General features: G+C 44.7%; 25 protein-coding genes. 18 read left to right on the forward strand and 7 right to left on the reverse strand.

Annotation, left to right across the window (positions count from 1 at the left end; all coding sequences use genetic code 11):
* Positions 1-5: 5 nt before the first annotated feature.
* Together V7M78_RS14210 and V7M78_RS14215 are read right to left on the reverse strand one after the other, a co-directional pair.
* Positions 6-1,019 (reverse strand): extracellular solute-binding protein, encoded by a 1,014-nt coding sequence (locus tag V7M78_RS14210; protein ID WP_333650647.1) that lies wholly within the window; start codon positions 1,017-1,019, stop codon positions 6-8.
* A 31-nt stretch (positions 1,020-1,050) separates the two neighbouring features.
* Positions 1,051-2,088 carry a LacI family DNA-binding transcriptional regulator gene (locus V7M78_RS14215; protein ID WP_333650649.1) on the reverse strand — a complete coding sequence of 346 codons (1,038 nt, stop codon included), beginning with the start codon at positions 2,086-2,088 and terminating at the stop codon, positions 1,051-1,053.
* A 255-nt stretch (positions 2,089-2,343) separates the two neighbouring features.
* Here V7M78_RS14215 and V7M78_RS14220 point away from each other — a divergent pair, with 255 nt between their 5' ends.
* The 5 genes from V7M78_RS14220 to V7M78_RS14240 are packed head-to-tail and all read left to right on the forward strand — an operon-like array spanning position 2,344 to position 8,716.
* Positions 2,344-3,720: an ABC transporter substrate-binding protein gene (locus tag V7M78_RS14220; RefSeq protein ID WP_333650651.1), complete on the forward strand. Its 1,377-nt coding sequence runs from the start codon at positions 2,344-2,346 to the stop codon at positions 3,718-3,720.
* 14 nt (positions 3,721-3,734) lie between these two features.
* Entirely contained in the window at positions 3,735-4,601 is an 867-nt protein-coding gene (locus tag V7M78_RS14225; protein WP_333650653.1) for a carbohydrate ABC transporter permease, read from the forward strand.
* Positions 4,601-5,464, forward strand: coding sequence for a carbohydrate ABC transporter permease (locus tag V7M78_RS14230; protein ID WP_333650655.1), 864 nt, complete (start codon positions 4,601-4,603; stop codon positions 5,462-5,464). Before V7M78_RS14225 ends, V7M78_RS14230 begins: the two co-directional genes overlap by 1 nt.
* Before the next feature lie 21 nt (positions 5,465-5,485).
* On the forward strand, positions 5,486-6,802 hold the full coding sequence (locus tag V7M78_RS14235; protein ID WP_333650657.1) for a glycoside hydrolase family 32 protein: 1,317 nt from the start codon (positions 5,486-5,488) through the stop codon (positions 6,800-6,802).
* 42 nt (positions 6,803-6,844) lie between these two features.
* On the forward strand, positions 6,845-8,716 hold the full coding sequence (locus V7M78_RS14240) for an alpha-amylase family protein (protein WP_333650701.1): 1,872 nt from the start codon (positions 6,845-6,847) through the stop codon (positions 8,714-8,716).
* 202 nt (positions 8,717-8,918) lie between these two features.
* Here the strand turns inward: V7M78_RS14240 and V7M78_RS14245 are convergent, their stop codons facing one another.
* Positions 8,919-9,944: a PTS transporter subunit IIC gene (locus tag V7M78_RS14245; RefSeq protein WP_333650659.1), complete on the reverse strand. Its 1,026-nt coding sequence runs from the start codon at positions 9,942-9,944 to the stop codon at positions 8,919-8,921.
* A 310-nt stretch (positions 9,945-10,254) separates the two neighbouring features.
* Here V7M78_RS14245 and V7M78_RS14250 point away from each other — a divergent pair, with 310 nt between their 5' ends.
* Both V7M78_RS14250 and V7M78_RS14255 read left to right on the forward strand, forming a co-directional pair.
* Complete coding sequence (locus tag V7M78_RS14250) at positions 10,255-11,568, forward strand: CobW family GTP-binding protein (RefSeq protein WP_333650661.1); 1,314 nt, start codon at positions 10,255-10,257, stop codon at positions 11,566-11,568.
* A gap of 17 nt (positions 11,569-11,585) precedes the next feature.
* Complete coding sequence (locus V7M78_RS14255; RefSeq protein ID WP_333650663.1) at positions 11,586-12,539, forward strand: TIGR03943 family putative permease subunit; 954 nt, start codon at positions 11,586-11,588, stop codon at positions 12,537-12,539.
* Positions 12,540-12,684: 145 nt separating this feature from the next.
* Here V7M78_RS14255 and V7M78_RS14260 read toward each other — a convergent pair whose 3' ends face one another.
* The 3 genes from V7M78_RS14260 to V7M78_RS14270 are packed head-to-tail and all read right to left on the reverse strand — an operon-like array spanning position 12,685 to position 15,557.
* Positions 12,685-13,875 carry a MalY/PatB family protein gene (locus V7M78_RS14260; protein WP_333650665.1) on the reverse strand — a complete coding sequence of 397 codons (1,191 nt, stop codon included), beginning with the start codon at positions 13,873-13,875 and terminating at the stop codon, positions 12,685-12,687.
* A gap of 23 nt (positions 13,876-13,898) precedes the next feature.
* Positions 13,899-14,183: a glutaredoxin gene (locus V7M78_RS14265; protein ID WP_333650667.1), complete on the reverse strand. Its 285-nt coding sequence runs from the start codon at positions 14,181-14,183 to the stop codon at positions 13,899-13,901.
* An 18-nt stretch (positions 14,184-14,201) separates the two neighbouring features.
* Positions 14,202-15,557: an APC family permease gene (locus V7M78_RS14270; protein WP_333650669.1), complete on the reverse strand. Its 1,356-nt coding sequence runs from the start codon at positions 15,555-15,557 to the stop codon at positions 14,202-14,204.
* 369 nt (positions 15,558-15,926) lie between these two features.
* Here V7M78_RS14270 and V7M78_RS14275 point away from each other — a divergent pair, with 369 nt between their 5' ends.
* Positions 15,927-16,403: a MarR family winged helix-turn-helix transcriptional regulator gene (locus V7M78_RS14275; RefSeq protein WP_333650671.1), complete on the forward strand. Its 477-nt coding sequence runs from the start codon at positions 15,927-15,929 to the stop codon at positions 16,401-16,403.
* 249 nt (positions 16,404-16,652) lie between these two features.
* Here the strand turns inward: V7M78_RS14275 and V7M78_RS14280 are convergent, their stop codons facing one another.
* The gene (locus V7M78_RS14280) at positions 16,653-18,056 is read right to left on the reverse strand and encodes a polysaccharide deacetylase family protein (RefSeq protein ID WP_333650673.1); all 1,404 of its coding nucleotides are present in this window, start codon (positions 18,054-18,056) and stop codon (positions 16,653-16,655) included.
* Positions 18,057-18,248: 192 nt separating this feature from the next.
* Between V7M78_RS14280 and V7M78_RS14285 the strand changes: the two genes are divergently transcribed.
* From V7M78_RS14285 to cbiD, 10 genes are all read left to right on the forward strand, one after another.
* Positions 18,249-19,475, forward strand: coding sequence for a D-alanyl-D-alanine carboxypeptidase family protein (locus V7M78_RS14285; protein WP_333650675.1), 1,227 nt, complete (start codon positions 18,249-18,251; stop codon positions 19,473-19,475).
* 197 nt (positions 19,476-19,672) lie between these two features.
* Positions 19,673-20,083: an iron chaperone gene (locus V7M78_RS14290; RefSeq protein ID WP_333650677.1), complete on the forward strand. Its 411-nt coding sequence runs from the start codon at positions 19,673-19,675 to the stop codon at positions 20,081-20,083.
* A 41-nt stretch (positions 20,084-20,124) separates the two neighbouring features.
* Complete coding sequence (locus V7M78_RS14295; protein ID WP_333650679.1) at positions 20,125-21,480, forward strand: 8-oxoguanine deaminase; 1,356 nt, start codon at positions 20,125-20,127, stop codon at positions 21,478-21,480.
* Positions 21,481-21,716: 236 nt separating this feature from the next.
* The gene (locus V7M78_RS14300; protein ID WP_333650681.1) at positions 21,717-21,968 is read left to right on the forward strand and encodes a PspC domain-containing protein; all 252 of its coding nucleotides are present in this window, start codon (positions 21,717-21,719) and stop codon (positions 21,966-21,968) included.
* A 32-nt stretch (positions 21,969-22,000) separates the two neighbouring features.
* Positions 22,001-22,321 (forward strand): PadR family transcriptional regulator, encoded by a 321-nt coding sequence (locus tag V7M78_RS14305; RefSeq protein ID WP_158376710.1) that lies wholly within the window; start codon positions 22,001-22,003, stop codon positions 22,319-22,321.
* Positions 22,318-23,061, forward strand: a complete 744-nt coding sequence (locus V7M78_RS14310) for a DUF1700 domain-containing protein (RefSeq protein ID WP_333650685.1) — start codon at positions 22,318-22,320, stop codon at positions 23,059-23,061. The genes V7M78_RS14305 and V7M78_RS14310 overlap by 4 nt, the downstream gene beginning before the upstream one ends.
* Complete coding sequence (locus tag V7M78_RS14315; protein WP_333650687.1) at positions 23,058-23,900, forward strand: DUF4097 family beta strand repeat-containing protein; 843 nt, start codon at positions 23,058-23,060, stop codon at positions 23,898-23,900. The genes V7M78_RS14310 and V7M78_RS14315 overlap by 4 nt, the downstream gene beginning before the upstream one ends.
* Before the next feature lie 19 nt (positions 23,901-23,919).
* Positions 23,920-24,117, forward strand: a complete 198-nt coding sequence (locus V7M78_RS14320) for a PspC domain-containing protein (protein ID WP_333650689.1) — start codon at positions 23,920-23,922, stop codon at positions 24,115-24,117.
* A 62-nt stretch (positions 24,118-24,179) separates the two neighbouring features.
* Positions 24,180-24,401, forward strand: a complete 222-nt coding sequence (locus tag V7M78_RS14325) for a small, acid-soluble spore protein, alpha/beta type (RefSeq protein ID WP_333650691.1) — start codon at positions 24,180-24,182, stop codon at positions 24,399-24,401.
* 119 nt (positions 24,402-24,520) lie between these two features.
* Positions 24,521-25,652 (forward strand): cobalt-precorrin-5B (C(1))-methyltransferase CbiD (gene cbiD / locus V7M78_RS14330; RefSeq protein WP_333650693.1); only part of this gene is annotated, 1,132 nt, incomplete at its 3' end.

The raw sequence follows: 25,652 nt of genomic DNA on the forward strand, positions 1-25,652 counted from the left end.
ACCAATCACCGCCCTTCTTCAACCGTATGTTTCATCAGGGATTGCCAGTTATCCATGGCTTCTTTCCGCAGGGAAACAAATGTCTGTGAATCCTGGTAGGCACCTGTGGCAGCAAGAGCGGAGTGAACTCCCTTTCTTATGGGCAGACGGTTTAATTTATTTGATAAAAGGCTTTGCACATCCTTGCTGACGGTAAAATCAATGAACTCCTTTGCCGGGCCGGGATGCTTACAGTCCAATATGAGAGCAGAGCCATAAAGCTGGGAATAGTTCCCTTCTTTTGGATAGATGTAATTAATTTCGCCGCCTTCTGATTTTAGCTGCTCAGCAAGTGTATCCAGGGTCACTCCAAGAGAATACTGTCCGTCTGTAATGGCCTGATTGACCTCTTCCAGAGAGGTGTAAAGAGGGGCGTTTAAGTTTCTGGAAAAAGCACTTAAATACTCCTTAGGATTTTTGGAAGTCTGGGAAGCGCATACCAATGCGGCGGAATAGATATCTGAGGCTTCAGGATTTAAAAAGGCAATTCTGCCCTTCCAGGAAGGATCCAGCAGGCTTTCCCAACTGGTAGGAACTTCCCGGTAGGTGACTACCTTGGTATTGTATACAATTACCGTCTGGAGGGAGCAAAAGCCCGTCCAGAGCCGGTGGGAGGGAGATGTATTTGGAAAGAGAGAGGCTGTATCGGGGCTTTCATAGACTTCCCAGCTGTCTTTGTAATGCTCCAGGTCAGCAGAGTGGATGCCAAAGACTGCATCGTAGCGGTCCGCCAGGGTATTTTCTTCAATATAATGTTTTAAGTCCTGAAAGGTTCCCGCCTCCACATGAACCTTATATCCGGTTCGTTCCTGATATTCTTTTATAATAGGTTCGTATATGGATTTTTCCTGACTGGTAAAGATTGTTAGGTCCGGGTCATCGGCCGGTAAAATGGCGGAAGGCCGGGGCGAGCAGCCGGATATGGAAAGACCTAAAAGCAAAAGGCAGACGGACAATTTTCTTATGGAAAAACGGGGCATTTGATTTTATCCTTTCTCTTAGGGAAAGTATTTATTTGTTCTTTTCCGTGGTTTCCCTGCGGATCAAAATAGGAGTGATGGTTTTATGGATCGGTTCCTTTAAGGGGACCGGTCTTCTTTTCTTCCGTTCCTCCATCAGTGTTACAAGAAGGCTGACTGCTTCAAAGGCGATTTTATCAATCTGCTGCCCAATGGTGCTGATAGGAATGATGGCTTCCCTGGAAACGGCAGAATCATCAAAGCCCATAATCAGATAATTATCCGGCAAATTTCCGTATTTGCGGAAAATTTGGTTTAAAAGAATGGTGGCATGAGTGTCATTGGAAACAAAAATCCCTTTTTTCAAATCAGGATAATCGGTTTCCAATTGTTCCAGAACGCCGTTTAAGGCCTGATGGATAGAGTCATATGTGTTTTTTATCTCCAGACAGAAAATTCTGTGGTTTATGTGATTCTCTTTGCAGAAATCCTCAAATCCCTGGATACGTCCGTAAGCCGGTATGTCGGGTGAGGTTGGTGTGTTAATGTGAATCAGAATATCGCATTGGTGCCGGGCAAGAAGGCCCGCAGCCTGGACTGCGCCCATGTAATTGTCCGTGTTAATGCTGCATATGTGCTTATCTTCTCTTTCAATAGCTACAATGGGAATCTGCAGTGATGCCAGTTCCCGGGAGGAAAGGGTATGGCTTAAAATGATTAACCCTTCAATTTTATAGGCCAGCAGCTCCTGAATATACTTCCGTTCCATTTCTGCATTTTCATGGCCTGTGAATACAAGGAATTTATAACCAAAGGTCTCATAGGTGGACAGAATCTGGTTCAATATTTCGGAGTAATAATGGAGATACAGGTTTGGGATAATGATGCCGATAAACTCTGTTTTCCCGCTTGCAAGGATACGGGCCACCTTATTTTCCTTGTAGTTCAGCTTTACCAGGGCATCGGAGATGATTTCCTGATTTTCCACAGTAAGGGAATCAGGATTATTGAAATACCTGGAAATGGTTGTCTTGGAAAAGTTAGTATATTTTGCAATATCATCGAAGGTAATATTTTTTTTAGATGCCATTTTGTATCCTCTCGTGTTCTGTCAAAAATTCTTGATTTCAGTATAACAAAAATTGAAGACGTGTCAAGGATAATCGGTTAAGTAACCGGTTTTGGGAGGACCGTACCATCGATTAGAAACAGTGGAGAAATCAAATAGGAAAAGCATATTTAGTATTGACATGGGGATGTGTGGATGTTATGATGAAATCACAAAAGTAACCGGTTACTTTACCGGTTACTAGAAGGTGTCAAAAATAAAAAGGAGGAGCGGGTAATGAAAAAGAAGATGTTTGCCAGAGCCGTCAAACTGGGGTTTTTTATGATTTTGGCGGCAGCAGTGCTGACCGGATGCCGGTTCGGCTTTGCAAGTGATCCGGATGATCCCAACAAAGTGGTAAAGGAGGAACCGATTGATGTTTCCATTGACAGGTTTGAATACGATTCTTCCCTATCCGGAGCCAGGATCACGCTTTTAAACTCAAAGGCGGAAATACAGGTGGCCCTTACGAAGATGGCAGAAATATTTGAACAGGAGTCAGGAATCCATGTGGAGGTTATGCCGGTTACGGATGGAGATTCTCCTTACACAAAGGTAGTCAGCATGTATAATTCCGGAACACCGCCTACTATGGCTATTCTGGATACTACAGATGTCATTGCTTTGGCAAAGGAAAAAGCGGCAGATCTGACGGGGGAGCCGTGGACTGGGGAGGCAGAGGAATATCTGACGAGGGTGGATGAAATGGTTTACAGTTTTCCTCTTTGTATCGAAGGCCGGGGTCTGATTTACAACAAGGCGGTGATTGAGGAGCTTTTGGGAGAGGAGTTCGATCCTTCGTCCCTGACAACACAAAGGGAATTCGTAGACCTTTTGGACAGATTGGAGGCTGCAGGCATGAAACGGCCGGTGTCTCTGGCAAAGGAAGACTGGTCCCTGGGAGCTCACCATCTGCAGTACATATATGAGACTTATGACGGAACTTCTGAGGGAGCCCGGGAAGCCATAGAAGCCATTAAGGCAGGAACCCTGGATTTGAAAACTTACAGCCGCCTGGATCAGTTTTTAAATATGTTTGATGTGCTGAAAGAGCATAATGTTGCCCAAAAGGACCCTTTGGGAGCTGATTATGATGAGATGGCGATTGATCTGGCCGATGGAAAGACTGCTTTTTGGTTTAACGGCAACTGGGCGTGGCCCAATCTTCGGGAGGCAGGGGCTGAAAATGAGGATGAATACGGATTTCTTCCCTATTTTTTAAGTGATGATCCTCAGGATTTTGCAAACAGCCATATCCAGGCATCTCCTTCCAAGCAGATTATGATAGACGGGAAGGTTGCATCAGAGAAGGAAAGGGAAGCGGCAAAGGAGTTTTTAAGATGGATGGTATTCAGCGAGATCGGACAGCAGATGATTGTAAAAACATGCAACTTAATTCCTCCGTTCCAGAACAATCCATATGAACCGGCTGATCCCTTAAGCCGGGATATATATAATAAGGTACATGAGGAAAAAGCATTCAATGCGTCTGCCATCGTGCCCAATGACCATTGGTCTGCCCTGGGGTCTGCCATGCAGAAATATCTTGCAGGAAGGAGCGGGCGGGAGGAATTAACAGAATCAGTTGAAGGTTACTGGGAGAGCCAGAAGTAGGGGAGGGGAGTCAAATGAGTTCAAAAAATAAAGATTTTTTCATGTTTGCTTTACCGGGGTTGTTTTGCTTTTTAGCGGTTGTGATTCTTCCGTTTGCCTATGGCGTATATCTGACGCTGACGGACTGGAACGGGGTTTCTGATGTGAAAAACTTTGTAGGACTGCAGAACTTCGGGGGAGTGGTGAAAGACGGCCAGTTCTGGAGGTCCCTGCTTCTCACCTTCCGGTATGTGATCGTGGTGGTGGTTTTAGTCAATGTGCTGGCATTTTTTATTGCCTACCTGCTGACAAGGGGGATTAAAGGACAGAACTTTTTCCGGGCAGGATTTTTCACGCCAAACCTGATCGGAGGAATTGTTTTGGGATATATCTGGCAGTTTGTATTTTCCAGAGTATTTGTAGGGATTGGAGAATCTACAGGCTGGGGCTTGTTTGAGGCTTCCTGGCTTTCAGAGCCGTCCAAGGCTTTTGCAGCCCTGGTGATTGTCACAGTATGGCAGCTTTCGGGGTACATGATTCTTATTTATGTGGCCGGATTTATGGGAATGAGCGAGGATGTGCTGGAAGCCTCTACCATTGACGGAGCATCGGGGTGGAGGAGGATGAAGGACATTATTATGCCTCTTATGATGTCTTCTATTACGATCTGCCTGTTTTTGACTCTGTCTAGGGCATTTATGGTGTATGATGTAAACCTTTCTTTAACGGCAGGAGCACCTTACGGAACCACGGAAATGGCGGCAATGCATGTATATGAAAAAGCCTTTACTTCAAGGCAGTTTGGCGTGGGCCAGGCGGAAGCACTGATTTTGTTCCTGATCGTGGCGTGCATCAGCGGAATCCAGGTGTATTTGACAAAGAAGAAGGAGGTGGAAGCATAATGGAAAAGCAGACAGGTGTTGGAGGAGAAAAGAAAAAGGCAGTAAACAGAACGGCTACAGTGGGTCTGGTTTTCGTATTCATCCTTTATATGTTTCCGTTTTGCATGGTGCTCATCAATTCGCTGAAACAGAAACGGGACATTATCAAGAATCCGTTTTCATGGCTTTTTACGATCAAAGGCCTGTCCTTTTACAATTTTGAGAAAGCTTTCAGGCAGATGGACTTTTTAAATGCATTTAAAAACTCCTTTCTCATAACTGCATCGGCCACGCTTTTGGTGACGATTCTGGCGTCAATGCTGGCTTATTACATTGTGCGGAATAACAATATCATATCCAGAATCACCTTTGTATTGATGGTAGCTTCCATGATCATCCCCTTCCAGGCCATTATGATTCCTCTGGTCAGCATTTACGGAGGGAAGCTGAGCGTGCTGAATCACAGAGTCACTTTGATATTCATGCATACGGGATTTTCCATGGCAATGTCCGTATTCATGTTTCACGGCTTTATCAGGGGAAATGTGCCTCTGGCCCTGGAGGAAGCCGCCCACATTGACGGCTGTACTCACAGGCAGACATTTTTCATGATTGTTTTTCCGTTATTAAAGCCGATTATTTCTACTATGGTGATTTTAAATTCACTGGCTTTCTGGAATGATTTTCTGCTGCCGTCCCTGGTGCTGTCCGATAAAAAGCTGCTGACACTGCCGCTTTCTACTTACAGCTTTTACGGAACTTATTCCGCAGATTATGGAACAATCATGGCCGGGCTGCTCTTATGCGTCATACCGGTATTGATTTTATATATCCTGCTTCAGAAACAAATCGTCAGCGGCGTAGTTGCCGGGGCGGTAAAATAAATAAAAAAAGGCTTGATTACTATGACTAAAAATATGATACATATAAAAGCTCCGGGGAACTGGATCAATGATCCCAACGGATTTATCTATTATAAGGGAAAATACCACATATTTTATCAGTGCTTTCCCTACGAACCCAGATGGGGGAGAATCCATTGGGGTCATGCGGTAAGCGATGACTTAATTTGCTGGGAACATCAGGGTATCGCCCTGTTTCCCACGAAACCGGGGGACCGGGACGGCTGTTTTTCCGGCAGTGGGGTAGAACACAATGGAAATATGTATCTTTTTTACACGGGTGTTAAATATCTGGAAGAAAATCCGGAGGACATCAATCTTTGCCTTGGGGATGAGTTTGTTTCTTCTCAGATGATGATTACATCGGAAGATGGGTTTCATTTTGATAATGTCAGGAATAAGAGGATGATCATTTCTCCTTTTGAAGACCCCCAGGTGGCTCATAAAGCCCATACCAGAGATCCTAAGGTATGGAAGGGGGAAAACGGCTGGAACTTGGTTCTTGGAACCGGCGGACCGGAAGGTGACGGAAAGCTCCTTTTTTACAGGAGTGATGACCTCCATCACTGGTCCTATGTAAATTCCGTATCAAAGGCCGGATTTGGCTGGATGTGGGAATGCCCGGATTATTTTGAAGTAAATGGGCAAAAGGTTCTGGCCTTTTCTCCCATAGGATTTTTAAAGGATGGATATGAGGAAGAAAGTCAGGCCATCTGCATGACGGTAGGATTTGATGAAGACTCCTGTACCATGAAAATACCGGATCATTATCAATTTATGGATTATGGCCTGGATTTATATGCGGCACAGAGTACGGTGGATGAAGAGGGCAGAAGAATAACTGTGGCATGGGCCCGTATGCCGGAGGCTGTTGACGGGAAATGGAATGGGCTGTTTTGTATGCCCAGAGTGGTAGAGGCGGAAGAGGGACACATCTTCTTCCGCCCCCATCCCAATGTAAAAAAAGCCTATTGCAGGCAGATTGAAACTCCGTCTGAAAGCGGAGAGGCGGGATACCGTCTGTCCATTGAGCTGGAAGAGGGGGAGGAGATCAACATAGGGGGATACCGTATTTTCCGCAGGGCAGGGAAAATCTGTACGGATCGGAGCATGGTGTCCGGCAAAAGAGAGGGACGCAGGATGCATTTTTCCACTCCGGAATTAAAAAAGGGGTATCACATGGATGTCTATGTGGACCCTAATCTGATTGAAGTATTTGTAAATGACGGGGAATTTGTGATTACCAATACGGTATACGACCTGGGAAGCGGCATATGCACCGGCAAGGAGGAAAAAGTCCTTCTTTATACGGTGGAATGACCGAAGCTTTGCAGGGACAGAAGGCAGGGGAAGATGAAGCAAATGGAATATTGCAGAGAATATGAAAAACGGTTTCAGAAGTACTATGACGAGCTGAAATGGCTGTACTGTGAATTGTATGAAAACCGAATGCCGGAGTTTGAGGACTTATGCGGTCAGATGTATGGCTGGTATCAGTCCAGAAAAAAAGGATTAAAGGATCTGGACCGCATCCGCAGCAAAAATCCGGCGTGGTATAAAGGAAATAACATAGCCGGGATGATGATGTACGTGGATGCTTTTGCAGGAAATCTGGATGGCGTTAAGAGGCATCTGGATTATATTGAAGAATGCGGAATCAATTATCTGCACTTAATGCCTCTTTTGGACTCACCGGAAGGAAAAAGTGACGGAGGATATGCGGTCTCTGACTTTGGAAAGGTGAGGGAAGGGCTTGGAACCATAGAGGATTTGGAAGGGCTGGCTGAGGAATGCCATAAACGGGGCATCAGCCTCTGCCTGGATTTTGTGATGAATCACACCTCAGAGGAACATCAGTGGGCGAAAAGGGCAAGGGAAGGGGAAAGGGAGTACCAGGACAGGTATTTTTTCTATGACAACTACGATCTTCCAGCTCAGTTTGAGAAGACCGTTCCTGAGGTGTTCCCGACTACGGCTCCGGGCAATTTTACCTGGGTGCCGGAGGCAAGGAAATATGTGATGACTACATTTTATCCTTACCAGTGGGATTTGAATTACTGGAATCCTTTGGTGCTTAACGGGATGATCGGAAATATGATCAATCTGGTGAATAAGGGAATTGATGTGATCCGTATTGATGCAGTTCCATATATCTGGAAGCAGTTGGGCACCAACTGCCGGAATCTGCCTCAGGTTCACAATATTGTGAGAATCATAAGAATTATCTGTGAGATCATCTGTCCGGGGGTTCTTCTTCTGGGGGAAGTGGTGATGGAACCGGATAAAGTGGTGCCGTATTTTGGCAGTGTGGAAAAGCCGGAGTGCCATATGCTTTACAATGTGACCACCATGGCCGCCACCTGGAACAGCGTTGCCACAAGGGAGGTACGTCTTTTGCATCAGCAGATGGAGGCGGTGAGCAGACTCCCTAAAGAGTATGTATTTTTAAATTACCTGCGCTGTCATGATGACATTGGTTGGGGGCTTGATTACCAGTGGCTGAAACAGTTTGGAATAGAAGAAACCAGCCATAAAAAACACCTAAATGATTACCTGACAGGGCAGTATCCGGGCTCCTTTTCCAGGGGAGAACTGTATAATTCTGATCCGGAATCAGGAGATGCCAGATTGTGCGGAACCACGGCTTCCCTGTGCGGAATTGAAAAAGCCGTATACGAAGGAAATGAAGAGGAAACAGACAGGGTCATAAGGCTGAATTTTATGCTTCATGCCTATATGCTGTCACAATCCGGCATTCCGGTTATTTACAGCGGAGATGAGGTCGGGCAGGAAAATGATTACTCTTACCATGACGATCCCAGGAAGCAGGATGATTCCCGGTACCTGCACCGGGGAGATTTCAGATGGGATCTGGCAGAAAAAAGGAAGGAAAGAGGAAGTGTCCAGGAACGGATATTCAACGGCCTTAAGAAGCTGGAAGAAATCAGGAGGCTTTATCCTGTCTTTGGTACGGAGGCGGAGGTAAGGGCAGTGGATACCTGGGATGATTCTGTTCTGGGGCTCATACGGGAAGGGGCAGGAGAAAAGCTCATTGCCCTTTATAACTTCAGCGGACTTGATAAAGTGGTCTGGATCAACGAGGATGACGGTGTGTATACGGATCTGGTAACAGGAAAAGAGATGGAAGGAAAAGCGGTGGAGATTCCGGCATATGGGGGATATTGGCTTTTGAGAAAGATTTCCCCGGATAAGGGCGGGGCCGCAGTGTTATAAATTCAGCAGAGAATCTTTACATATCATGGGCGGTGTGCTGTCTTTCTGGAAGGGGGAAAAGGCAATCTGGCTGTGCTGCTGCTCATAGCCTGGAAAGTGGTTTCGGCGGAAAGAAAAAGAAGAACTTAGAAAAAAGAATGCAAAAAGGTATCTTGATTGGCTTATAAAAGCTTTTTCAAGATACCTTTTTTTATGGTGAATGTTATTTTAAATCCAGCTTCAAATCCCCGAATTTGATCCATCCGGCTTTTCTCAGTATTTCACCGAAGAAAAGAGAAAGGACGGCGGGTAGGAGAAAGCAGATAAATAAAATTCCCAGCCACGTGTTGAGGCTGTTTCCCATGGCGGTGAAAACTCCGATAGGGCCTACCAGTCCGCAGGTTCCCATTCCGGAACCGGCAGGAATGTTTTTCATTTGAAATACCATGGTGGCAATGGGGCCGGTGATCATGGAAGCCAGGGTGGGGGGAATCCAGATCTTGGGATTTTTTACAATATTCCCCATCTGCAGCATGCTGGTACCAAGACCCTGGGCCATTAGGCCGCCTACTCCGTTTTCCCGGAAGGAGAGAACGGCAAACCCGATCATTTGTGCACAGCATCCGGCGGTGGCGGCGCCTCCTGCCAGTCCGTCAAGGGATAAGGCAATGCAGATGGCGGCACTGCTTATAGGAAGGGTCAGGGCAATGCCGATGAGGGCTGATACCAGAATTCCCATAAAGAAGGGCTGCAGTTCTGTGGAGGTTTTTACAATAGAGCCAAACCAGTTCATAAATCCGGCAACTCCCGGTCCTACAAATTTTGCAATGAGGACACCGGAGATGATAGTGACGCCTGGAGTGACCAGGATGTCCAGCCGGGTTTCCTTTGAAACGATTTTACCAAGCTCTGCTGCGACCACTGTTGCGGCAAATGCTCCTACCGGTCCTCCAAGAGCGTTTCCTGCAACACCCACGGTTGCAGCGGAAAACAGAACCAGAGGCGGGGAGTGGAGGGAGTGGGCAATTGCAACGCCAAGAGCCGCTCCGGTGGCGCTTTTTGCATAATCTGCAATTACGTTGAACATGCTCACATTGAGCTGCTGACCCAGAGTACCGAAGATGGTTCCGATCAAAAGAGATGCAAAAAGGCCAAATGCCATAGCACCCAATGCATCAATGAGATAGGTCCGCACGGTAAGGGTGACGTTCTTCCTTTTAAGGAATTCTTTTACGCCGCTTTTTTCCATAGTGAAAATCTCCTTTAAATTGTTGGTTGCACACATTTGACCTTTGTCAAAGCAGTTGTCATGTATTTTACCACAATTTCGCAAAAATACAAGTTTTTTTGCCGAGATTGATAAATTTTAAACAATACGTACTTCAAAAACCGCGACACACGGCTTGACTTTGTACAAGGTTTATGACACAATAAAAGGGTTGTAGATTTGGATAAAACAAGTGGATTGGACTCATCTGCCGGAGGTATTTCCTTTTAAGGAAGTTTTAGAGATTGCCTGACAGATGGTGTTTATAGAAAGAATAGAGGTGTATTTTTAAATGACAAAAATTGATATTATCTCCGGTTTTCTTGGAGCCGGAAAGACGACTTTTATTAAGAAGCTGCTTCAAGAGGCCATTGTAGGCGAACAGGTGGTTCTCATTGAAAATGAATTCGGCGAGATCGGCATTGACGGAGGATTTTTAAAGGATGCAGGTATAGAAATCCGGGAAATGAATTCCGGCTGTATCTGCTGTTCTTTAGTAGGAGACTTTGGAAAGTCTCTGGAAGAGGTTCTGACAAAATACCATCCGGACCGGGTTATCATCGAACCGTCAGGAGTTGGGAAATTATCAGATGTCATGAAGGCTGTCATTGATGTGGCTTCTGAGCTGGAGGTAACCTTAAACAGTGCAGTGACCATTGTGGATGCGCAGAAATGCAGAATGTACCGGAAGAACTTTGGGGAATTTTTTAACAATCAGATTGAAAATGCAGGAACTGTTGTTTTAAGCCGTACAGATATAGCGGCTGCCGATAAGGTGAATCAGGCTGTTGAAATTATCCGTGAATTGAATCCTAAGGCTTCTGTTATAACGACTCCCTGTGAAGAACTGAGCGGAAAACAACTTTTGGAAATTATTGAAAAACCGGATACAATGGCTGCGGACCTTATGGAAGAGGTGAGAGCGAAGCGTCACCATCATGAGGGAGAAGGCTGCGGCTGCGGTCATGGACGCCATCATGGGAAGGGTCATGGCCACGGCCATGGAGAGGGCTGCGGCTGCGGTCACGGTCATCACCACGATCATGATGAAGAGGGCCACGGCCATGGGAATGGAGAGGGTTGCGGCTGCGGTCACGGCCATCATCACGATCATGATGAAGAGGGTCACGGTCATCACCACCATGATCATGAGGAAGGCGGTCACGGCCACCACCACGGCCATCATGATCATGAGGAAGGCGGTCACGGCCACCATCATCACGATCACGAAGTGGAAAGCTGCGGCTGCGGTCACGACCATCATGAACACCACCACGAGCATGGAGAAGGCTGCGGCTGCGGCCAGGACCATGATCATCACCACGCTGATGAAGTGTTCAGCAGCTGGGGAGTTGAAAATGTGCCTTCCATGAGTAAGCAGCAGCTTGACGAGATTCTCGATGAGCTGGCCTATGGAGATAATTTCGGAGAAGTTCTCCGGGCCAAGGGAATGATTCCCGGAGAAGAAAAAGGCACATGGCTTTACTTTGACCTGGTGCCGGAACAGTATGAAATCCGTAACGGAATGCCGGAATACACCGGTAAGGTTTGCGTAATTGGCGCAAATCTGAAGGAAGAAGAACTTAAAAAAGCCTTTGTAAAGTAAAGGGAATGGAGGAAGTCATGAGCAATATTAACGAAATGGAAGACGACTTTATGCCGGTATTCCTCATCAATGGCTTTTTGGAGTCAGGAAAAACCCAGTTTCTTCAGTTTACCATGGAACAGGATTATTTTAAGGCTGACGGAAAGACACTGCTGATCGTTTGCGAGGACGGAGAAACAGAATACGATGATGAACTTCTGAAACGGAATAAAACAGAAGCCGTATTTATAGAAACAATGGCTGAGATGACTCCGGACAGGCTTTTGGAGTTGGAACTGCTTCACAACCCGGATAGGGTTTTAATTGAATGGAACGGGATGTGGAACCAGGATCAGCTAAAGCTTCCTGATGACTGGAAGATTTACCAGCAGATCACGCTGATTGATATGTCCACCTTTGATTTGTATTCTGCCAATATGAAGCCCCTTTTGTATGCCATGGTAAGGGATTCAGAAATGGTCATCTGCAACCGCTGTGACGGAATAGAAGATTTGTCCGGCTACCGGCGTACTCTTAAGGCCATGTGCCTTGGGGGAGAAATTATATTTGAGGATTCTGAGGGAGAGGTTTCTGAGATTGCCGATGAAGACCTGCCTTACGATATCAATGCCGATGTGGTGGAAATATCGCCTGAGGCTTATGGAATCTGGTACATTGACTGTATGGAACGGCGGGACCGGTATGAAGGAAAAACCGTTGAATTTACAGCCATGGTTTTGAAGACACCAGAGTTTCCAAAGAATTACTTTGTTCCGGGCCGCATGGCAATGACCTGCTGTGAAGATGATATGACATTTTTAGGTTTCGTCACAAAGGCAAGAGAAGCAAAGTCCCTGGAAACAAAGCAGTGGGTTCGTGTCAGAGCCAAGATTGCATATGAATTCTGGAAGGACTATGACGGGGAAGGACCCGTGCTTCATGCGGATTCCGTGGTTCCTGCACAGCCAATTCGCGGTTACGTCCAGTTTTAACAGATTAAATCAGAAAGGGGTAAATGTTCCATGATAGTTAACTATCAAGGTACATTTACCCCTTTTATTATAGAAATGTTGAAACTTTAATTAGCATTCTGCAATGCTGGTATCCTGGTATGCTTTTTTGTTTATTAAAAAATGTTTACCCAACGTACTTTTTGTAAGTTTCTTTCATTCTTTCCAATGCTTCTTTCACGTATCTGGTAGGACACGCAAGATTCCAGCGTTCAAAGCCATCTCCTTGTGCGCCAAAGACGTATCCCTCATCAAAGAACAGCTTCGCTTCTTCATGATTGATGCGCTCCAGTTCTTTGCCGTCAATTCTCATTCCCCTCCAGTCCATCCATAGAAGATAAGTTGCTTCCAGCTCTATTACCTTAATCTGCGGGAACTCTTTACTCAGGAAGTCAACCACCAGTTTTCGGTTAGTGTCAATAACGGAAATAGCTTCCTCCAGCCACTGTTCACAATGCTTGTACGCTGCTTCGCAGGCACTGTAACCTAAAATATTGCATTTGGGATTGGGATTCGAGCGTTTCAATGCATTCAGGTACTTTTCCCTTAACTCAGGGTTGGGAATAAAAATATTGGAGGTCTGAAGTCCTGCCAGGTTAAAGGTTTTACTGGGTGCTGTGCAAATAATACAGTTATTTGCAATTTCATCAGATAGAGAAGCAAAAACAATATGCTTATATCCCGGCATGACCAGATCAAAATGAATTTCATCTGAAACAACTAGCACATGATGCTTCAAACAGATTTCTCCGATCTTTTCCAATTCTTCTCTTGTCCACACGCGGCCGCAGGGATTGTGGGGACTGCAGAGAATCAGCAGCTTTGTATTTTCATCGGCAGCTTTCTTTTCGAAATCTTCAAAGTCAATCTCATAGCTGCTGCTCTTAAGTATCAGGGAGCAGTCTACCAGGACACGATTATTGTTAGTCACTGCATGGTACATGGGATAGTATACTGGAGTCATCAGCATAACCCCCTCGCCTTCTTGCGTGTAAATCTTTACTGCCTCAAAAAATGCATCTATAACCCCATGAGCCGGCAGAATCCACTCTGGTTTCGTATCCCAGTCATGACGTTTTTTCATCCACTGGCATACTGTTTCAAGATACTCCCGTGTCGGATTGGCATATCCCATAATATTATGATCCAGCTCATATTTCAATGCCTCTACAATTTCCGGGGCTGTTACAAATTCCATATCTGCAACGGAAAAAGGAATAATATCCTCATCTTCCTTCACCCCATTGTCTGCCAGTTCATTCCATTTTTTACAACCTTTATTAAATCTTTTATGTACTGTATCAAAATTGTACTTCATCTTCATTCCTCCATCATTTAATTTTAATATCGTTTTAAAACCTCATCTAAGTCCAGGGTTTTACAACCGTCTTCAAATACAAAACAGGGGAGCCCTATTTTTCCGGCTGTCAGGTAATCCTTTTCTCCGGACATGTTTCGATGATCTTCATAAACCTTGTCATGTTCGTGAATTGCCAGAAAGCCTTTTAAATCACTGAGGCTTGCAGATATATCCTGAAAAGTGAAGGGAACTCCTGCCTCTTTGCATTTTATAATTGAATAAATAGTATTTGGACACAGATGGCTTCCAATAATTTTAAGCATCATATGAAAACACGCTCCTCCCTACTCCTGATCACTAGTGTAGTCTACAATCAGATCGTTTTCAATGGAAATCCTTTTTGTAAATATGGTTGAATAGATAATAGCCACTACAACAAGCACCGCCAGGAATCCTACTACAGTAATAGAAAGATTGGCGAACAGAGAGTAAGACAGGATACAAAGTACAATTGTTCCTATGACGGCAATTACTTTAGCAAAGGCAACTGAAACCTTAAGGGTGGAGCGGCTTAAGATATCTTTAAATTTGGTGGCCAGTGCAAACAAGGCCAGACATACCATTATTTTTGTCAATAAGGAATTTGCCGTAGTAAATTTAGTGATAAAGGAAATATCATACCGCAGTAATAAGGGAATCATACCTATCACATAAAACATGGTCAGCAATTTATAAGGAACACCCTTCTTACTTACTGTTCCGATTTTCTTGGGAAGCAATCCATCGTCACAGGCAACCAGAAGCGGTTTCGTAATCCAGGAAAGTGTTGCGTTTAAAGTGGTAGCCGTAGCCCCCAGTGCTGCGCCAATTACAAAAAGGTAAAATGTGACTCCAGGCATGGTTTCTCTTGCGACTAATGTTAACGGCTGGTTTGCCACCTGCTCTATTGGCAGTACCCCTGCTGCCACAAGGGCGATTAATACATAGAGAACACCGACACCGAAGGTAGAAGCGACCATAACCCTTGGAATCGTACGTCCGGCATCTTTGGTCTCACCACCTAGTTCGGCAATAAACTGTGCTCCTGCAGTTGCGGAGCTAAGCAAGGCCAGGGTACTTATAAAAGCCATAGAACCATTCATAAACAGATGTTTCGTATTTAAGACATAGCTCATATCTACTTTTGGAAGTCCGAATACGACGAATAGCAGCAAACCACCAATCAGCCCAACATTCATAATCTTATTTAATAGTGCTGCTGATTTTGTTCCTATCAAGTTCATAGCAAAAAAGAGTGTCAGAATAGTCATTGCAACTATATGCTGGTTCGCTCCTGGAATAAAACTGGCGAAATATACGCCAAAGCTCAGGGAATACTGAGAAATCGCCACTCCAAAGGAAGTTACATGTAATAGCAGATAAACTAAACCAGGTCCTTTGCCCATTAAACGGCTGCAGTATCTGTATGGACCGCCTGTCGTAGGTGCTGCTGAACTTAAAATAGCTGTTGGGAAAATACTTATAATAGTTAAGAACGGGGAAATCAGAAATGCCAGTGCAACACCAGTACCTGTCATTCCTATGGCAACACCAGTTGACGACATAATTCCTGCACCGATAATCTGACCGATAGCAATTGCCATTAAATCTCCAAACCCTAAATTTCGGATTAATTTACTTTCTTCTCTTTGATTACTCATTTGATCCTCCTCAAATAATTGTAATTTTTAGATTTTGCATTGTAGAATAAGCCTTTTATCAATATGTAGTATTTCTGGCCTCCTTTCCGTAATTTTTACCATCTCATTGATAGTTGCACTGAGTTCATGTGATCGATCAGGTGTTAAGTAAGTTAACTTCTTGTTAAGCATATTAACAAGTTGAGGTGATTATGTCAATACCTTTTTGATTTATGATTTATTTTTTGTTTAATTATCACTAACATTTATCTGAAAAATGACAAAATGTAACAATAAAAATTTTTAATATGGATTTTGCCCAGGCTATCTGATATACTAGATTTTATGAAAATACTTAATAAAACACCAAAAAAGGCTGATGAGACTGTTATGGAAAATTATCAATACAGCATTGCAGATATGGCAGATATTCTGCACCAGGCGTCTTCCCTCTATATGGCTTCCAATATTCCGGTTGATTATGGTACAGGAGAAAAATATACGGCTGTTGAGGTTCATATGTTGAAATATATCGTCGACCATCCCGGAAAAACAGTCACAGATCTTTCTTTGGATTGGGATAAAACGAAAGCCGCAATCTCTCAAATGACAACAAAAATGGAACAAAAAGGTTTGATTTGTAAAAAAGCTGCTCCTGATAGTTACAAAAAGCAATTGTATTATGCTACGTCCAAAGGGCTGGAATTAAATGCAGAACATTTGAAATACGATTCCACTGTATTTGCCCAGACAATCGATCTTTTAAAAGAGACTTGTTCAGAAGATGAAATTAATCTTTGTTTTCATGTTTTGAAAGAATACAGCAAAGCCCGTAGAAAGAAACATTATCGTTCTTCACCTCTTTAACAATTTCCTCTCTTTGAATTCGCTTGTGCTACCAATATAAAGGAACCCTATAGAGATGGCTGCGGTTATCTGGGTTCAGCGCAATAATAGGACAATGTTTCTCCGGTGAGACAGTTACTTAAATACACCATGAAAAAAAGACCCTTTGGGGTCTGTTTTTTCTGTTCTAAGCATGAAAAAGGAGCTGCAGCTCCAGTAGATTGAATCATCTGCTGGAACTGCAGCTCTTATTATGTTCTGTTGTTAATTTTACATCGGAGGTACCGGCGTAGGCCGTGCCGGATCAAATACCTCAGACACATCGAATAAATCCTTTAAGCTGTCAGGATAATAATACATCCGGTATCCGTCTAAATTCCTTCGTCCCTGGCGGAAATAGTCAGAGCCTAACTGAACCCATGCTGATTTGCTGGCATCCACGTTACAGTAATAGCGAAAGCCCAAAGATTTTAAGTAAGCAAAACGAGGGTTGTCCCCGGCATAGGGAGTCCAGTTTCCGATGTCGCTTCCAAAGGGGAAGAGGATAATATCAGTCGGGCCGATGAGAGATTCCACATTCCGCTCCCATTTATCAGAATCTGTTTTAAAGTGTTCCATGGGAATCTGTCCAAGATTCCGGTGGCCCCAGCTATGGGAGGCCAGTTCCCAGCCGTGATCCTTTAAGGCCTGGGCTACTTTTGCAGCCATTTCCCTGTCAGCCTCGTAGTTAGGATTGGTGTCTTTGTAAGATTCGTCTGTCCGGTATCCCAGGATTCCGTTATATCCGGTAAATGCCAGGATTCCCCGGGCTCCCTTGTAGGAAAAGTCGGGATGCTCTTTGATGAAATTTTCAAGGATAGGAACCAGGTCATAATCACCCACGGAAATGCTTCCATCCTCCATCTCCATTTCACAGGTGGGGTAGCCGTCTTCTCCGATGATCATGCGGGTGGCGAAGCCGTCTCCCTTCATGTATTCGTAAAAGCATACATCATCCTGGGAAAGAACAAAGGCTTTTTTTCCTTCCGGAAGCATAATGTCTCCGTATACAAATTTTGAATTTCCGTTCTCATCCGTTGTCTCATATGCCAGGTCATGAATTTTTACCAAAACGTATCCCTTGTCATACATGGATTTCATGATTTTAAGAAATTCTGATTTTGTAGTCATCACCTGATTATAACCGGCTTCTTTGGCGTCCCCGTCAAATGCCTTTGACGTATCCATAACAAGGGAGTGGAAGAATACGTGAGTGACCTCCTGAGGATTGACCCGGACCAGGGCGCTTTTGGCAGCTTCATAGGAACTAATAGCAGAAAGAACTTCCTCTTCTGCGGCATATGCAGAATCTGCTTTAAGCAATTCCATGGCTCCGTCATAATCGTACTGAACGGCAAGAGCCTCTGCTTGTGCCAGAAGAGCATTCAAAGCTTCCTTTGGGTCTGCAGTGGTTTCCTCCTCTGTTGTGGGGAGAGTGGTTTCATTTTCAGGGGGATTTTGTGAAACAGAAGAATCAACAGGCAATGCCTTGTCCTTAAAATTTTTGTTAAAGGTGATGCCGCAGAAAACTAAAACAGCAACGATCAGAATACCTATTAAAGTGATGGCTGCAATATGCAGTCCACGGCTGCGGCTTTCGCCAGGGTTCCGGTCACGGAAATCATGTAAACTCATAACTTAACCTCTTGATTTTTGTAATATTAGGGGAGGGGCAGACGGGCTGTTTCCCTTCCCTGTAACAGTATAGCATACTTTTCGGGAGGATGAAATCAAAAGGTGTCAATTTTTTTTGGAAAAAATGGCATATGTATATGAAACAATCCCATACAATGGTATAAACGAATTTATCAGGGGATCGTGTAAAACATGAAGAGAGTTACGGCAATTATCCTAAGCTGTTTTCTGCTGTTTTTCTATTTATGCCTGCCCGCGGCGGCACATGAGCCGGATCTGGCGGTAGTCTCGGACATGGTTATTCAAGCACAGGAGGCAAACACTTCGGGCGGCCCGACCCTGCAGTCTCCCAGTGCTGTTTTGATGGAAGCGTCAACCGGACAGATCATTTTTGAAAAAGAGGCAGATGTAAAAAGGAGTCCGGCAAGCATTACCAAGATCATGACTCTGATCCTGATTTTTGACGCCCTGGAATCAGGTAAAATCAAAATGACCGATGAGGTTGTTACCAGCGCTTATGCAAAGTCCATGGGAGGTTCCCAGGTATTTCTGGAAGAGGGAGAAATCCAGACTGTGGAGACCCTCATTAAGTGCATTGTCATAGCTTCCGGCAATGATGCTTCCGTAGCCATGGCAGAATACATAGCAGGAACAGAAGATGAATTTGTGAGGATGATGAATGAAAGGGCAGCAGGACTTGGCATGGTTAACACCCATTTTGAAGATTGCTGCGGACTGACAGATTCCCTGTCCCATGTGACCACTGCCAGGGATATTGCAATCATGTCAAGGGAATTAATTAACAAATATCCTCAGGTTCATAATTATTCCACCATATGGATGGAAAACATCACTCATGTGACAAAGCAGGGAAGCAAGGAGTTTGGACTTTCCAATACCAATAAGCTGTTAAAAATGGCTACCAACTTTACGGTAACAGGTTTAAAGACCGGTTCCACCGCCCTGGCAAAATACTGTCTCTCCGCCACCGCGGAAAAAGAAGGGGTCCGCCTCATTGCCTCCATTATGGCAGCTCCTGATTATAAGATCCGGTTTGCCGATGCCCAGACGCTGTTAAACTATGGGTATGCCAACTGCAAGCTGTATGAAGATAAGGAAATGGTTCCCCTCCCTGAATTGGTTGTGGATAACGGCGTAGAGGATCAGGTTCCCTTGAAATACGGCGGTTCCTTTTCTTATTTAAGTCTTAAGGGGGAAGACTTTACTGCCATTGAAAAGAAACTGGAACTGCTTCCTTCTATTTCAGCTCCGGTAGAGGAGGGACAGAACGCAGGAGTTCTGGTCTACACTCTGGGAGGAGAAAAAATAGGTGAGGTGCCGATTTTGACGGCGCAGGAAGTCAGGGAAGCAGGGTTTATCGATTACTTCAAACGTCTTTGGAGGGCGTTTAACCCGTAAGAAGTCTGGGGGTATGAGTTTAAGGGTTTTTAGAAAAAAAGGTGCTGCATCGGCAGTGCCTTTTTCATTTGTTAAAATATATGAAAACAGGAATATTTGTGTGGTGATTTTCTCTTTTAAGTGTGTTATACTGACTGTGTCTGAAAATTGATGAATACAGCGAACTTAAATATTGACGTACCAGAGAGGAGTATACTATGTGGCAATGTCCTAAATGCGGAAGGGAATTTCAAAAAGATAATCAGGATCATTTCTGCGGTGAGCCTGTAAAAACCATTGATGAATATATTGCTTCACAGCCTGAAGAGGTTAAAGTTTACTTAAATCAGGTGCGTGATACACTGCGGACTGCACTTCCGGATGCACAGGAACGGATTTCCTGGCGGATGCCGACTTATTGGAATAAGAGGAATATAATCCATTTTGCGGCATTTAAAAAGCATATAGGACTGTATCCAGGTGATAAGGCTGTAGAACATTTCAGAGAAAGTCTTACAGAATATAAGACAAGCAAAGGTGCGGTGCAGTTTCCCTACAGTAAACCGCTGCCCCTTTCCCTCATTGCTGAAATAGCAAAATGGTGTTGTCAAACCGGTAACCATCATTAATAAAACAACCGGAAAGCGAATGAAAACACTAGGAGGTAATCATGAAAAAATCGATATTTGTCAGGAACATACGTTATCTGGTAACCTGTGACCCGCAGGACAGTGTGCTGGAATATGTAAATCTGTACGCAGAAGACGGGGTAATTATTGATATCAGCAATAAGGAATGGGAGGCGGATACAGTCATCGACGGTACTGGCATGTGCGTATATCCGGGACTTATAAACACCCACCATCACCTTTATCAGATATTTACAAGGAACCTGCCCCAGGTACAGTCCATGGAACTTTTCCCATGGCTGATCACCCTTTATGAACTTTGGAAAAATATTGATGAAGATGTGATTCGTTCCACATCCTTAACAGGCATGGGAGAGCTGATGAAAAATGGCTGTACCACCTGCTTTGACCATCATTATGTGTTTCCGGCAGGAAGACATGAGATGATAGAATCCCAGTTTCAGGCAGCAGAGGAACTTGGAATCCGTATGCACGTATCCAGGGGAAGTATGTCTTTAAGCAAAAAAGACGGAGGCCTGCCCCCTGATACAGTGGTACAGACAATTGATGATATTTTAAAAGATTCCAGCAGACTGGTGGAGAAATTCCACAATCCGAATCCGTTTTCCATGAAGCAGGTGGCATTGGCACCTTGTTCTCCTTTCAGTGTGACTCCTGATTTGATGAAGGAATCCGCAAAGCTGGCAAGAAGCCTGGGCGTGCGTTTGCATACCCATCTGGCAGAGACAAAAGATGAGGAAAACTTCACCCTGGAAACTTACGGAATGAGACCTCTTGCTTATATGGAGAGCCTGGGATGGATAGGCAGTGATGTCTGGTTTGCCCATGGAATTCATTTTAATGATGAGGAACTGGCGCTGCTGGCAGAGACTAAAACAGGCGTGGCCCATTGCCCGGTTTCCAATATGAAGCTGTCCTCAGGCGTTGCAAGGATTCCTGAAATGATGGAAAAAGGGGTTCCGGTAGGTCTTGCTGTAGATGGAAGCGCAAGCAATGACGGTTCTAATCTGCTGGAAGAAATGAGAGTGGCTTATCTGCTCCACAGGCTGACCTATGGCCGAACTGCCCCTACAGGTTATGATATACTGAAACTTGCTACAGTAGGAAGCGCCGGAATACTGGGAAGAACAGATATTGGTTCTCTGGAAACAGGCAAAGCAGCAGACTTCTTTATGGTGGATACAAAGCGCTTTGAACTGGTGGGTGCCATGGTAGATCCTAAGTCCGTACTGGCTACGGTTGGCCTGAAAAGCCCCGTTGATTATACGGTAGTCGGCGGAAAAATAGCAGTAAAGCAGGGACACCTGGTAACTGTTGATGAAGAAAAGATACAATATGAAGCGGACCGTTGCTTTCAGGAATTTATAAAGAAATAGCGGTTGTTGGAACAGAGAGAAAAGCAGTAAATCCTATCAATTATGGGTTTACTGCTTTTTTATATCTGAAATCAAAAAGATCACAGGGGTATTGGTGAATTTTAATATTAAAAAAATTATAATAAGTGTTGACAACTAATATTATATAGCATATAATATATACTATACAAGATATAATATAGGATAAGAATTAATATTATATGCTTTTATAAGATAGAGAAAGGAAGGGAGCCACAGTGAAGACAAAACGTTTATACCGGTCTGTTAAAAACAAGGTTATCTGCGGTGTATGCGGCGGGATTGGAGAGTATTTCCAGGTTGATCCTGTCATCATCAGACTGATATGGGTCCTTCTCATGCTGTTTCAGCCATGGCGCAATTTATTTCACTCCTTCATGGGATTTTCCCTGGTGGGAGGCAGTCTGATTTTGTATATCATTGCAGCGGTCATCATTCCCAAGGAACCAGGGGATGAGGGAAGAATGTAAATTTTTCGGAAATCAAGGATGGGAGTGGACATATGGTTTTTAACACGGGAGCAGCATTATTGGATGCCATTGTCCTGGCAATTGTGTCAAGGGATCAGGAAGGTACTTATGGATATAAGATCACTCAGGATGTGAGGAATGTGATTGAAATATCGGAATCAACCCTGTATCCAGTCCTCCGCAGGCTGCAAAAGGAGGAGTGTCTGGAGGTCTATGACCAGGCATTTGACGGAAGGAACCGGAGATACTATAAGATCACGGAAAAAGGACGGGTCCAGCTAAATTTATACAGCGGCGAATGGGAAAGCTATAAGCAGAAAATATCCCGCATTTTTGAGGAGGCACATATATGAACAGGGATGAGTTTATGAGGGAGCTGGAATATCTGCTTTTGGATATTCCTGAGGAAGAGAAGGCGGATGCCATCGAATATTACAGGGATTATCTGGAGGAAGCGGGAGAAGAGCAAGAGCAGGAAGTCATTAAATCCTTCGGAAGCCCTGAACGGATTGCTTCCATCATCCGCTCTGACATTTCCGGCAATTTAGAGGATGGAGGAGAGTTTACTGAGAAGGGATATGAGGATGAGCGGTTTAAAGATCCTAATTATCAAATGGCAAAGCGCTACGATCTTCCGGAAGCTTCTGATTACCAAAGAGAATATGAAAAAGAGTCCGGCAGAGGACCTTCAAAGGGAGGTATATCACCGGAGAGGAATAGGACTGTAAGACTGATTTTATGGATTGTCCTGATTGTCGTGGCTTCCCCTGCGCTTTTGGGAATAGGAGGCGGTATCGTTGGAATAGTAAGCGGTCTTTTTGGAATTCTTCTGGCAGCAGTGGTGGGAGTAGGAGCCGCAACCTTCGCCTTTCTCCTGGGAGGAGTGGCTATGGCAGTAGCTGGAATTGTTTCCATGTTTATCCAGCCTTTAAGCGGAATGCTGCTTTTGGGATTGGGGATACTGTTTCTTGGCCTTGGTCTTCTGGCTCTGGCTTTCAGTGCCGCCTTTTATGGAAGATTTCTGCCTTTCCTGATTCGAAGCTGTACTGATGCCATCAGCCGGTTATTTCACAGAAGGAGGGGCCGTTTATGAGAAGATTTGTTCGAAATTGTTTAATTGCAGGAGTTGTCTGCATGATCATAGGAGGAGCTGCATCAATCTCGGCCGCAGCTTTAGGCGGAAACTTAATAGATCTGGTGCCTGAACATGCTCTTGAGTGGAAGAGAGAAATCTCAGATGCTGTTTTGGATGAGCTGGAGTTTACGGATATGGAGTGGGAAGGAGAAGAAATCGGCTCATTTTCCGGGGTAAAGGAACTGGAAGTGACTGCAAATTCAGGAAAAGTCGTGTTTGTAAAGGCTCCTTCCGGTGATGAGATTAAGGTGTTTTGCAACCGGTATAAGCTTGACTGGGACTGGGAGGAGGAAGATGGGAAGCTGGAATTAGAGGCAGATTCCGGTCAATTGCTCACCATCCAGGTACCTGAAGACTACCATTTTTCTGAAGTGACTTTGGAATCATCTCATTCCAGGGGATTTTCGGGCTGGAAGAATGTGGCATCTGTTATAACGGTGGAATCCCTTTCTGCCGACAGGCTCAGGCTTGATACAAAAGCAGGTGTTATAAAAATAGGGCAGGCAAAAGCAGGAACCCTTGAAGTGGAAAGCAGTGCAGGCAGTGTGGAATTTGCAGGAAGAGTTGACGGAAATATTTACGGGGAATGCAAGGCCGGCAGCATCCGGATGGAGCTGGTGGGAGAAAAAGAAGATTATAACTATGATATTGAATGCAATGTAGGAGAGGTAAATCTTGCAGGAGAAAGCATAGCAGGTTTAAGAGACAGAAAAAGGACGGATAACAGTGCTGGAAAAACCATGAATTTGGAATGCAGCACAGGCAGTATCCAGGTGGATTTTATAAAGGAATCATAACAAGGAAGGAGAAATAAAAATGGAAGACAATCAGAAAAAATTATACCGCTCCGATACAGATAAAATGCTTTGCGGAGTATGCGGAGGAATTGCAGAATATTTCAACGTGGATCCGACACTGATCCGTTTGCTGTGGGCGGTGCTGACCTGCACAGGCGGTGCGGGAATCATAGCCTACATTATAGCAGCAGTTATTATTCCCAGAAGATTGGGATAAATGTTTATTTCCTTTTGCAGCGGGCATACTCTCTTTAGATTTGTGAAAGGAGATATTGATATATGCCAAAAGGAAAGAAAAATGAGCCCTTTGATCCTCATAACATGAAACCTGAGGATGTACTTAAGTTTGAAATCGCTACAGAGCTTGGACTTAGCGATAAGGTGGTAAAGGAAGGCTGGCGAAGTCTGACTGCCAAGGAAAGCGGGAGGATCGGAGGGCTGATCACCAAAAGAAAACGGGAATTGAAGCAGAACGATTTACAAAAGCAAGAGGAGCAATAGGCAAAAACAGGAAATGCCTTGCGTCATCAGCAAAAATCTTTTATAATACAAAACGAAGGAAGAAGCACCTTATCAATATCTGTTATGCCTGGAAAACGGGGCAGGAGAGATGGAATGAGATGGAAGAAAACAAATTGAGAAGCGGATTCACCACCGGAACCTGCGCCGCAGCGGCGGCCAAGGCAGCAGCAGTTATGCTGCTTACGGGTGGGGAACTGGAACATATGAAGCTCATGACACCAAAAGGGACAGAAGCCCATCTGCCCCTTTTTCACGTTGTCAAAAACAGGAAAATGGTCTCATGTGCTGTTAAAAAAGATGCCGGAGATGATCCGGATGTGACCAACCAGGCTCTGATCTTTGCTTCCGTGGAATATGGAAGGGAACAAGAGGACGGGGAAACAAAGAAATATTATAGCTGGTATGGAGAGGAGGCGGGGGTCAGCCCGCTTTTTTTAACGTCAGGAGAAGGGATAGGGCTGGTGACAAAGCCAGGGCTTTCCTGCCCTGTCGGCATGCCCGCCATTAATCCGGTCCCCCGTTCCATGATATTTCAGGGAGTGGAGGAGGCCAGGAGAGAAGCCGGTTATGAAGGCCCTTTAAAAATATGTATCTGGATACCGGAGGGAAGGAAACTGGCGGAAAAGACCTTTAATCCAAAGCTGGGAATCGAAGGCGGACTGTCGGTTCTCGGAACCACCGGAATCGTAAAGCCAATGAGCGAAGAGGCTCTGACTGCCACCATACGTCTGGAACTGCACATGAAAGCCGTGGCAGGCATTAAGCAGGTGATACTGACTCCGGGAAATTACGGGGAAGCTTTTATAAAAGAATCTTTGGGACTTTCCATGGAAAGCGGAGTGACCTGCAGCAATTTCATCGGGAAGGCATTGGAAATGGCGGCGAAAGAAGGCTTTGACCGGATTTTATTTGTGGGGCACATCGGAAAACTGATTAAGGTGGCAGGAGGCGTGTTCAACACCCATTCCAAATATGGGGACCGTAGAATGGAAATATTGTGGGACATTACTTCTTCTCTGCTGAAAAACAGCGGACAAGAGGATGAAGAATTGAAACATAATATCCTCACGGCAAACACCATGGATGAGGGCGTCAGAGTGTTAAAGAAATATGGAATTTTAGAACCTGTCATGGATGAAGCGGTGAACAGAATCCAGAAGTTCACCTCTCACTGGGCAGGAGGGATTCATGTGGAGGTGGTGACATTTTCCACTGTATACGGTATACTTG

Origin of the sequence: Lacrimispora sp., assembly GCF_036758025.1 — a bacterium.
GTDB lineage: Bacteria > Bacillota > Clostridia > Lachnospirales > Lachnospiraceae > Lacrimispora.

Bases quoted from the DNA above. Each gene is read 5' to 3' on its own strand.
- V7M78_RS14210 (WP_333650647.1), bottom strand. From the start codon at position 1,019: ATGCCCCGTTTTTCCATAAGAAAATTGTCCGTCTGCCTTTTGCTTTTA.
- V7M78_RS14215 (WP_333650649.1), bottom strand. From the start codon at position 2,088: ATGGCATCTAAAAAAAATATTACCTTCGATGATATTGCAAAATATACT.
- V7M78_RS14220 (WP_333650651.1), top strand. From the start codon at position 2,344: ATGAAAAAGAAGATGTTTGCCAGAGCCGTCAAACTGGGGTTTTTTATG.
- V7M78_RS14225 (WP_333650653.1), top strand. From the start codon at position 3,735: ATGAGTTCAAAAAATAAAGATTTTTTCATGTTTGCTTTACCGGGGTTG.
- V7M78_RS14230 (WP_333650655.1), top strand. From the start codon at position 4,601: ATGGAAAAGCAGACAGGTGTTGGAGGAGAAAAGAAAAAGGCAGTAAAC.
- V7M78_RS14235 (WP_333650657.1), top strand. From the start codon at position 5,486: ATGACTAAAAATATGATACATATAAAAGCTCCGGGGAACTGGATCAAT.
- V7M78_RS14240 (WP_333650701.1), top strand. From the start codon at position 6,845: ATGGAATATTGCAGAGAATATGAAAAACGGTTTCAGAAGTACTATGAC.
- V7M78_RS14245 (WP_333650659.1), bottom strand. From the start codon at position 9,944: ATGGAAAAAAGCGGCGTAAAAGAATTCCTTAAAAGGAAGAACGTCACC.
- V7M78_RS14250 (WP_333650661.1), top strand. From the start codon at position 10,255: ATGACAAAAATTGATATTATCTCCGGTTTTCTTGGAGCCGGAAAGACG.
- V7M78_RS14255 (WP_333650663.1), top strand. From the start codon at position 11,586: ATGAGCAATATTAACGAAATGGAAGACGACTTTATGCCGGTATTCCTC.
- V7M78_RS14260 (WP_333650665.1), bottom strand. From the start codon at position 13,875: ATGAAGTACAATTTTGATACAGTACATAAAAGATTTAATAAAGGTTGT.
- V7M78_RS14265 (WP_333650667.1), bottom strand. From the start codon at position 14,183: ATGATGCTTAAAATTATTGGAAGCCATCTGTGTCCAAATACTATTTAT.
- V7M78_RS14270 (WP_333650669.1), bottom strand. From the start codon at position 15,557: ATGAGTAATCAAAGAGAAGAAAGTAAATTAATCCGAAATTTAGGGTTT.
- V7M78_RS14275 (WP_333650671.1), top strand. From the start codon at position 15,927: ATGGAAAATTATCAATACAGCATTGCAGATATGGCAGATATTCTGCAC.
- V7M78_RS14280 (WP_333650673.1), bottom strand. From the start codon at position 18,056: ATGAGTTTACATGATTTCCGTGACCGGAACCCTGGCGAAAGCCGCAGC.
- V7M78_RS14285 (WP_333650675.1), top strand. From the start codon at position 18,249: ATGAAGAGAGTTACGGCAATTATCCTAAGCTGTTTTCTGCTGTTTTTC.
- V7M78_RS14290 (WP_333650677.1), top strand. From the start codon at position 19,673: ATGTGGCAATGTCCTAAATGCGGAAGGGAATTTCAAAAAGATAATCAG.
- V7M78_RS14295 (WP_333650679.1), top strand. From the start codon at position 20,125: ATGAAAAAATCGATATTTGTCAGGAACATACGTTATCTGGTAACCTGT.
- V7M78_RS14305 (WP_158376710.1), top strand. From the start codon at position 22,001: ATGGTTTTTAACACGGGAGCAGCATTATTGGATGCCATTGTCCTGGCA.
- V7M78_RS14310 (WP_333650685.1), top strand. From the start codon at position 22,318: ATGAACAGGGATGAGTTTATGAGGGAGCTGGAATATCTGCTTTTGGAT.
- V7M78_RS14315 (WP_333650687.1), top strand. From the start codon at position 23,058: ATGAGAAGATTTGTTCGAAATTGTTTAATTGCAGGAGTTGTCTGCATG.
- V7M78_RS14320 (WP_333650689.1), top strand. From the start codon at position 23,920: ATGGAAGACAATCAGAAAAAATTATACCGCTCCGATACAGATAAAATG.
- V7M78_RS14325 (WP_333650691.1), top strand. From the start codon at position 24,180: ATGCCAAAAGGAAAGAAAAATGAGCCCTTTGATCCTCATAACATGAAA.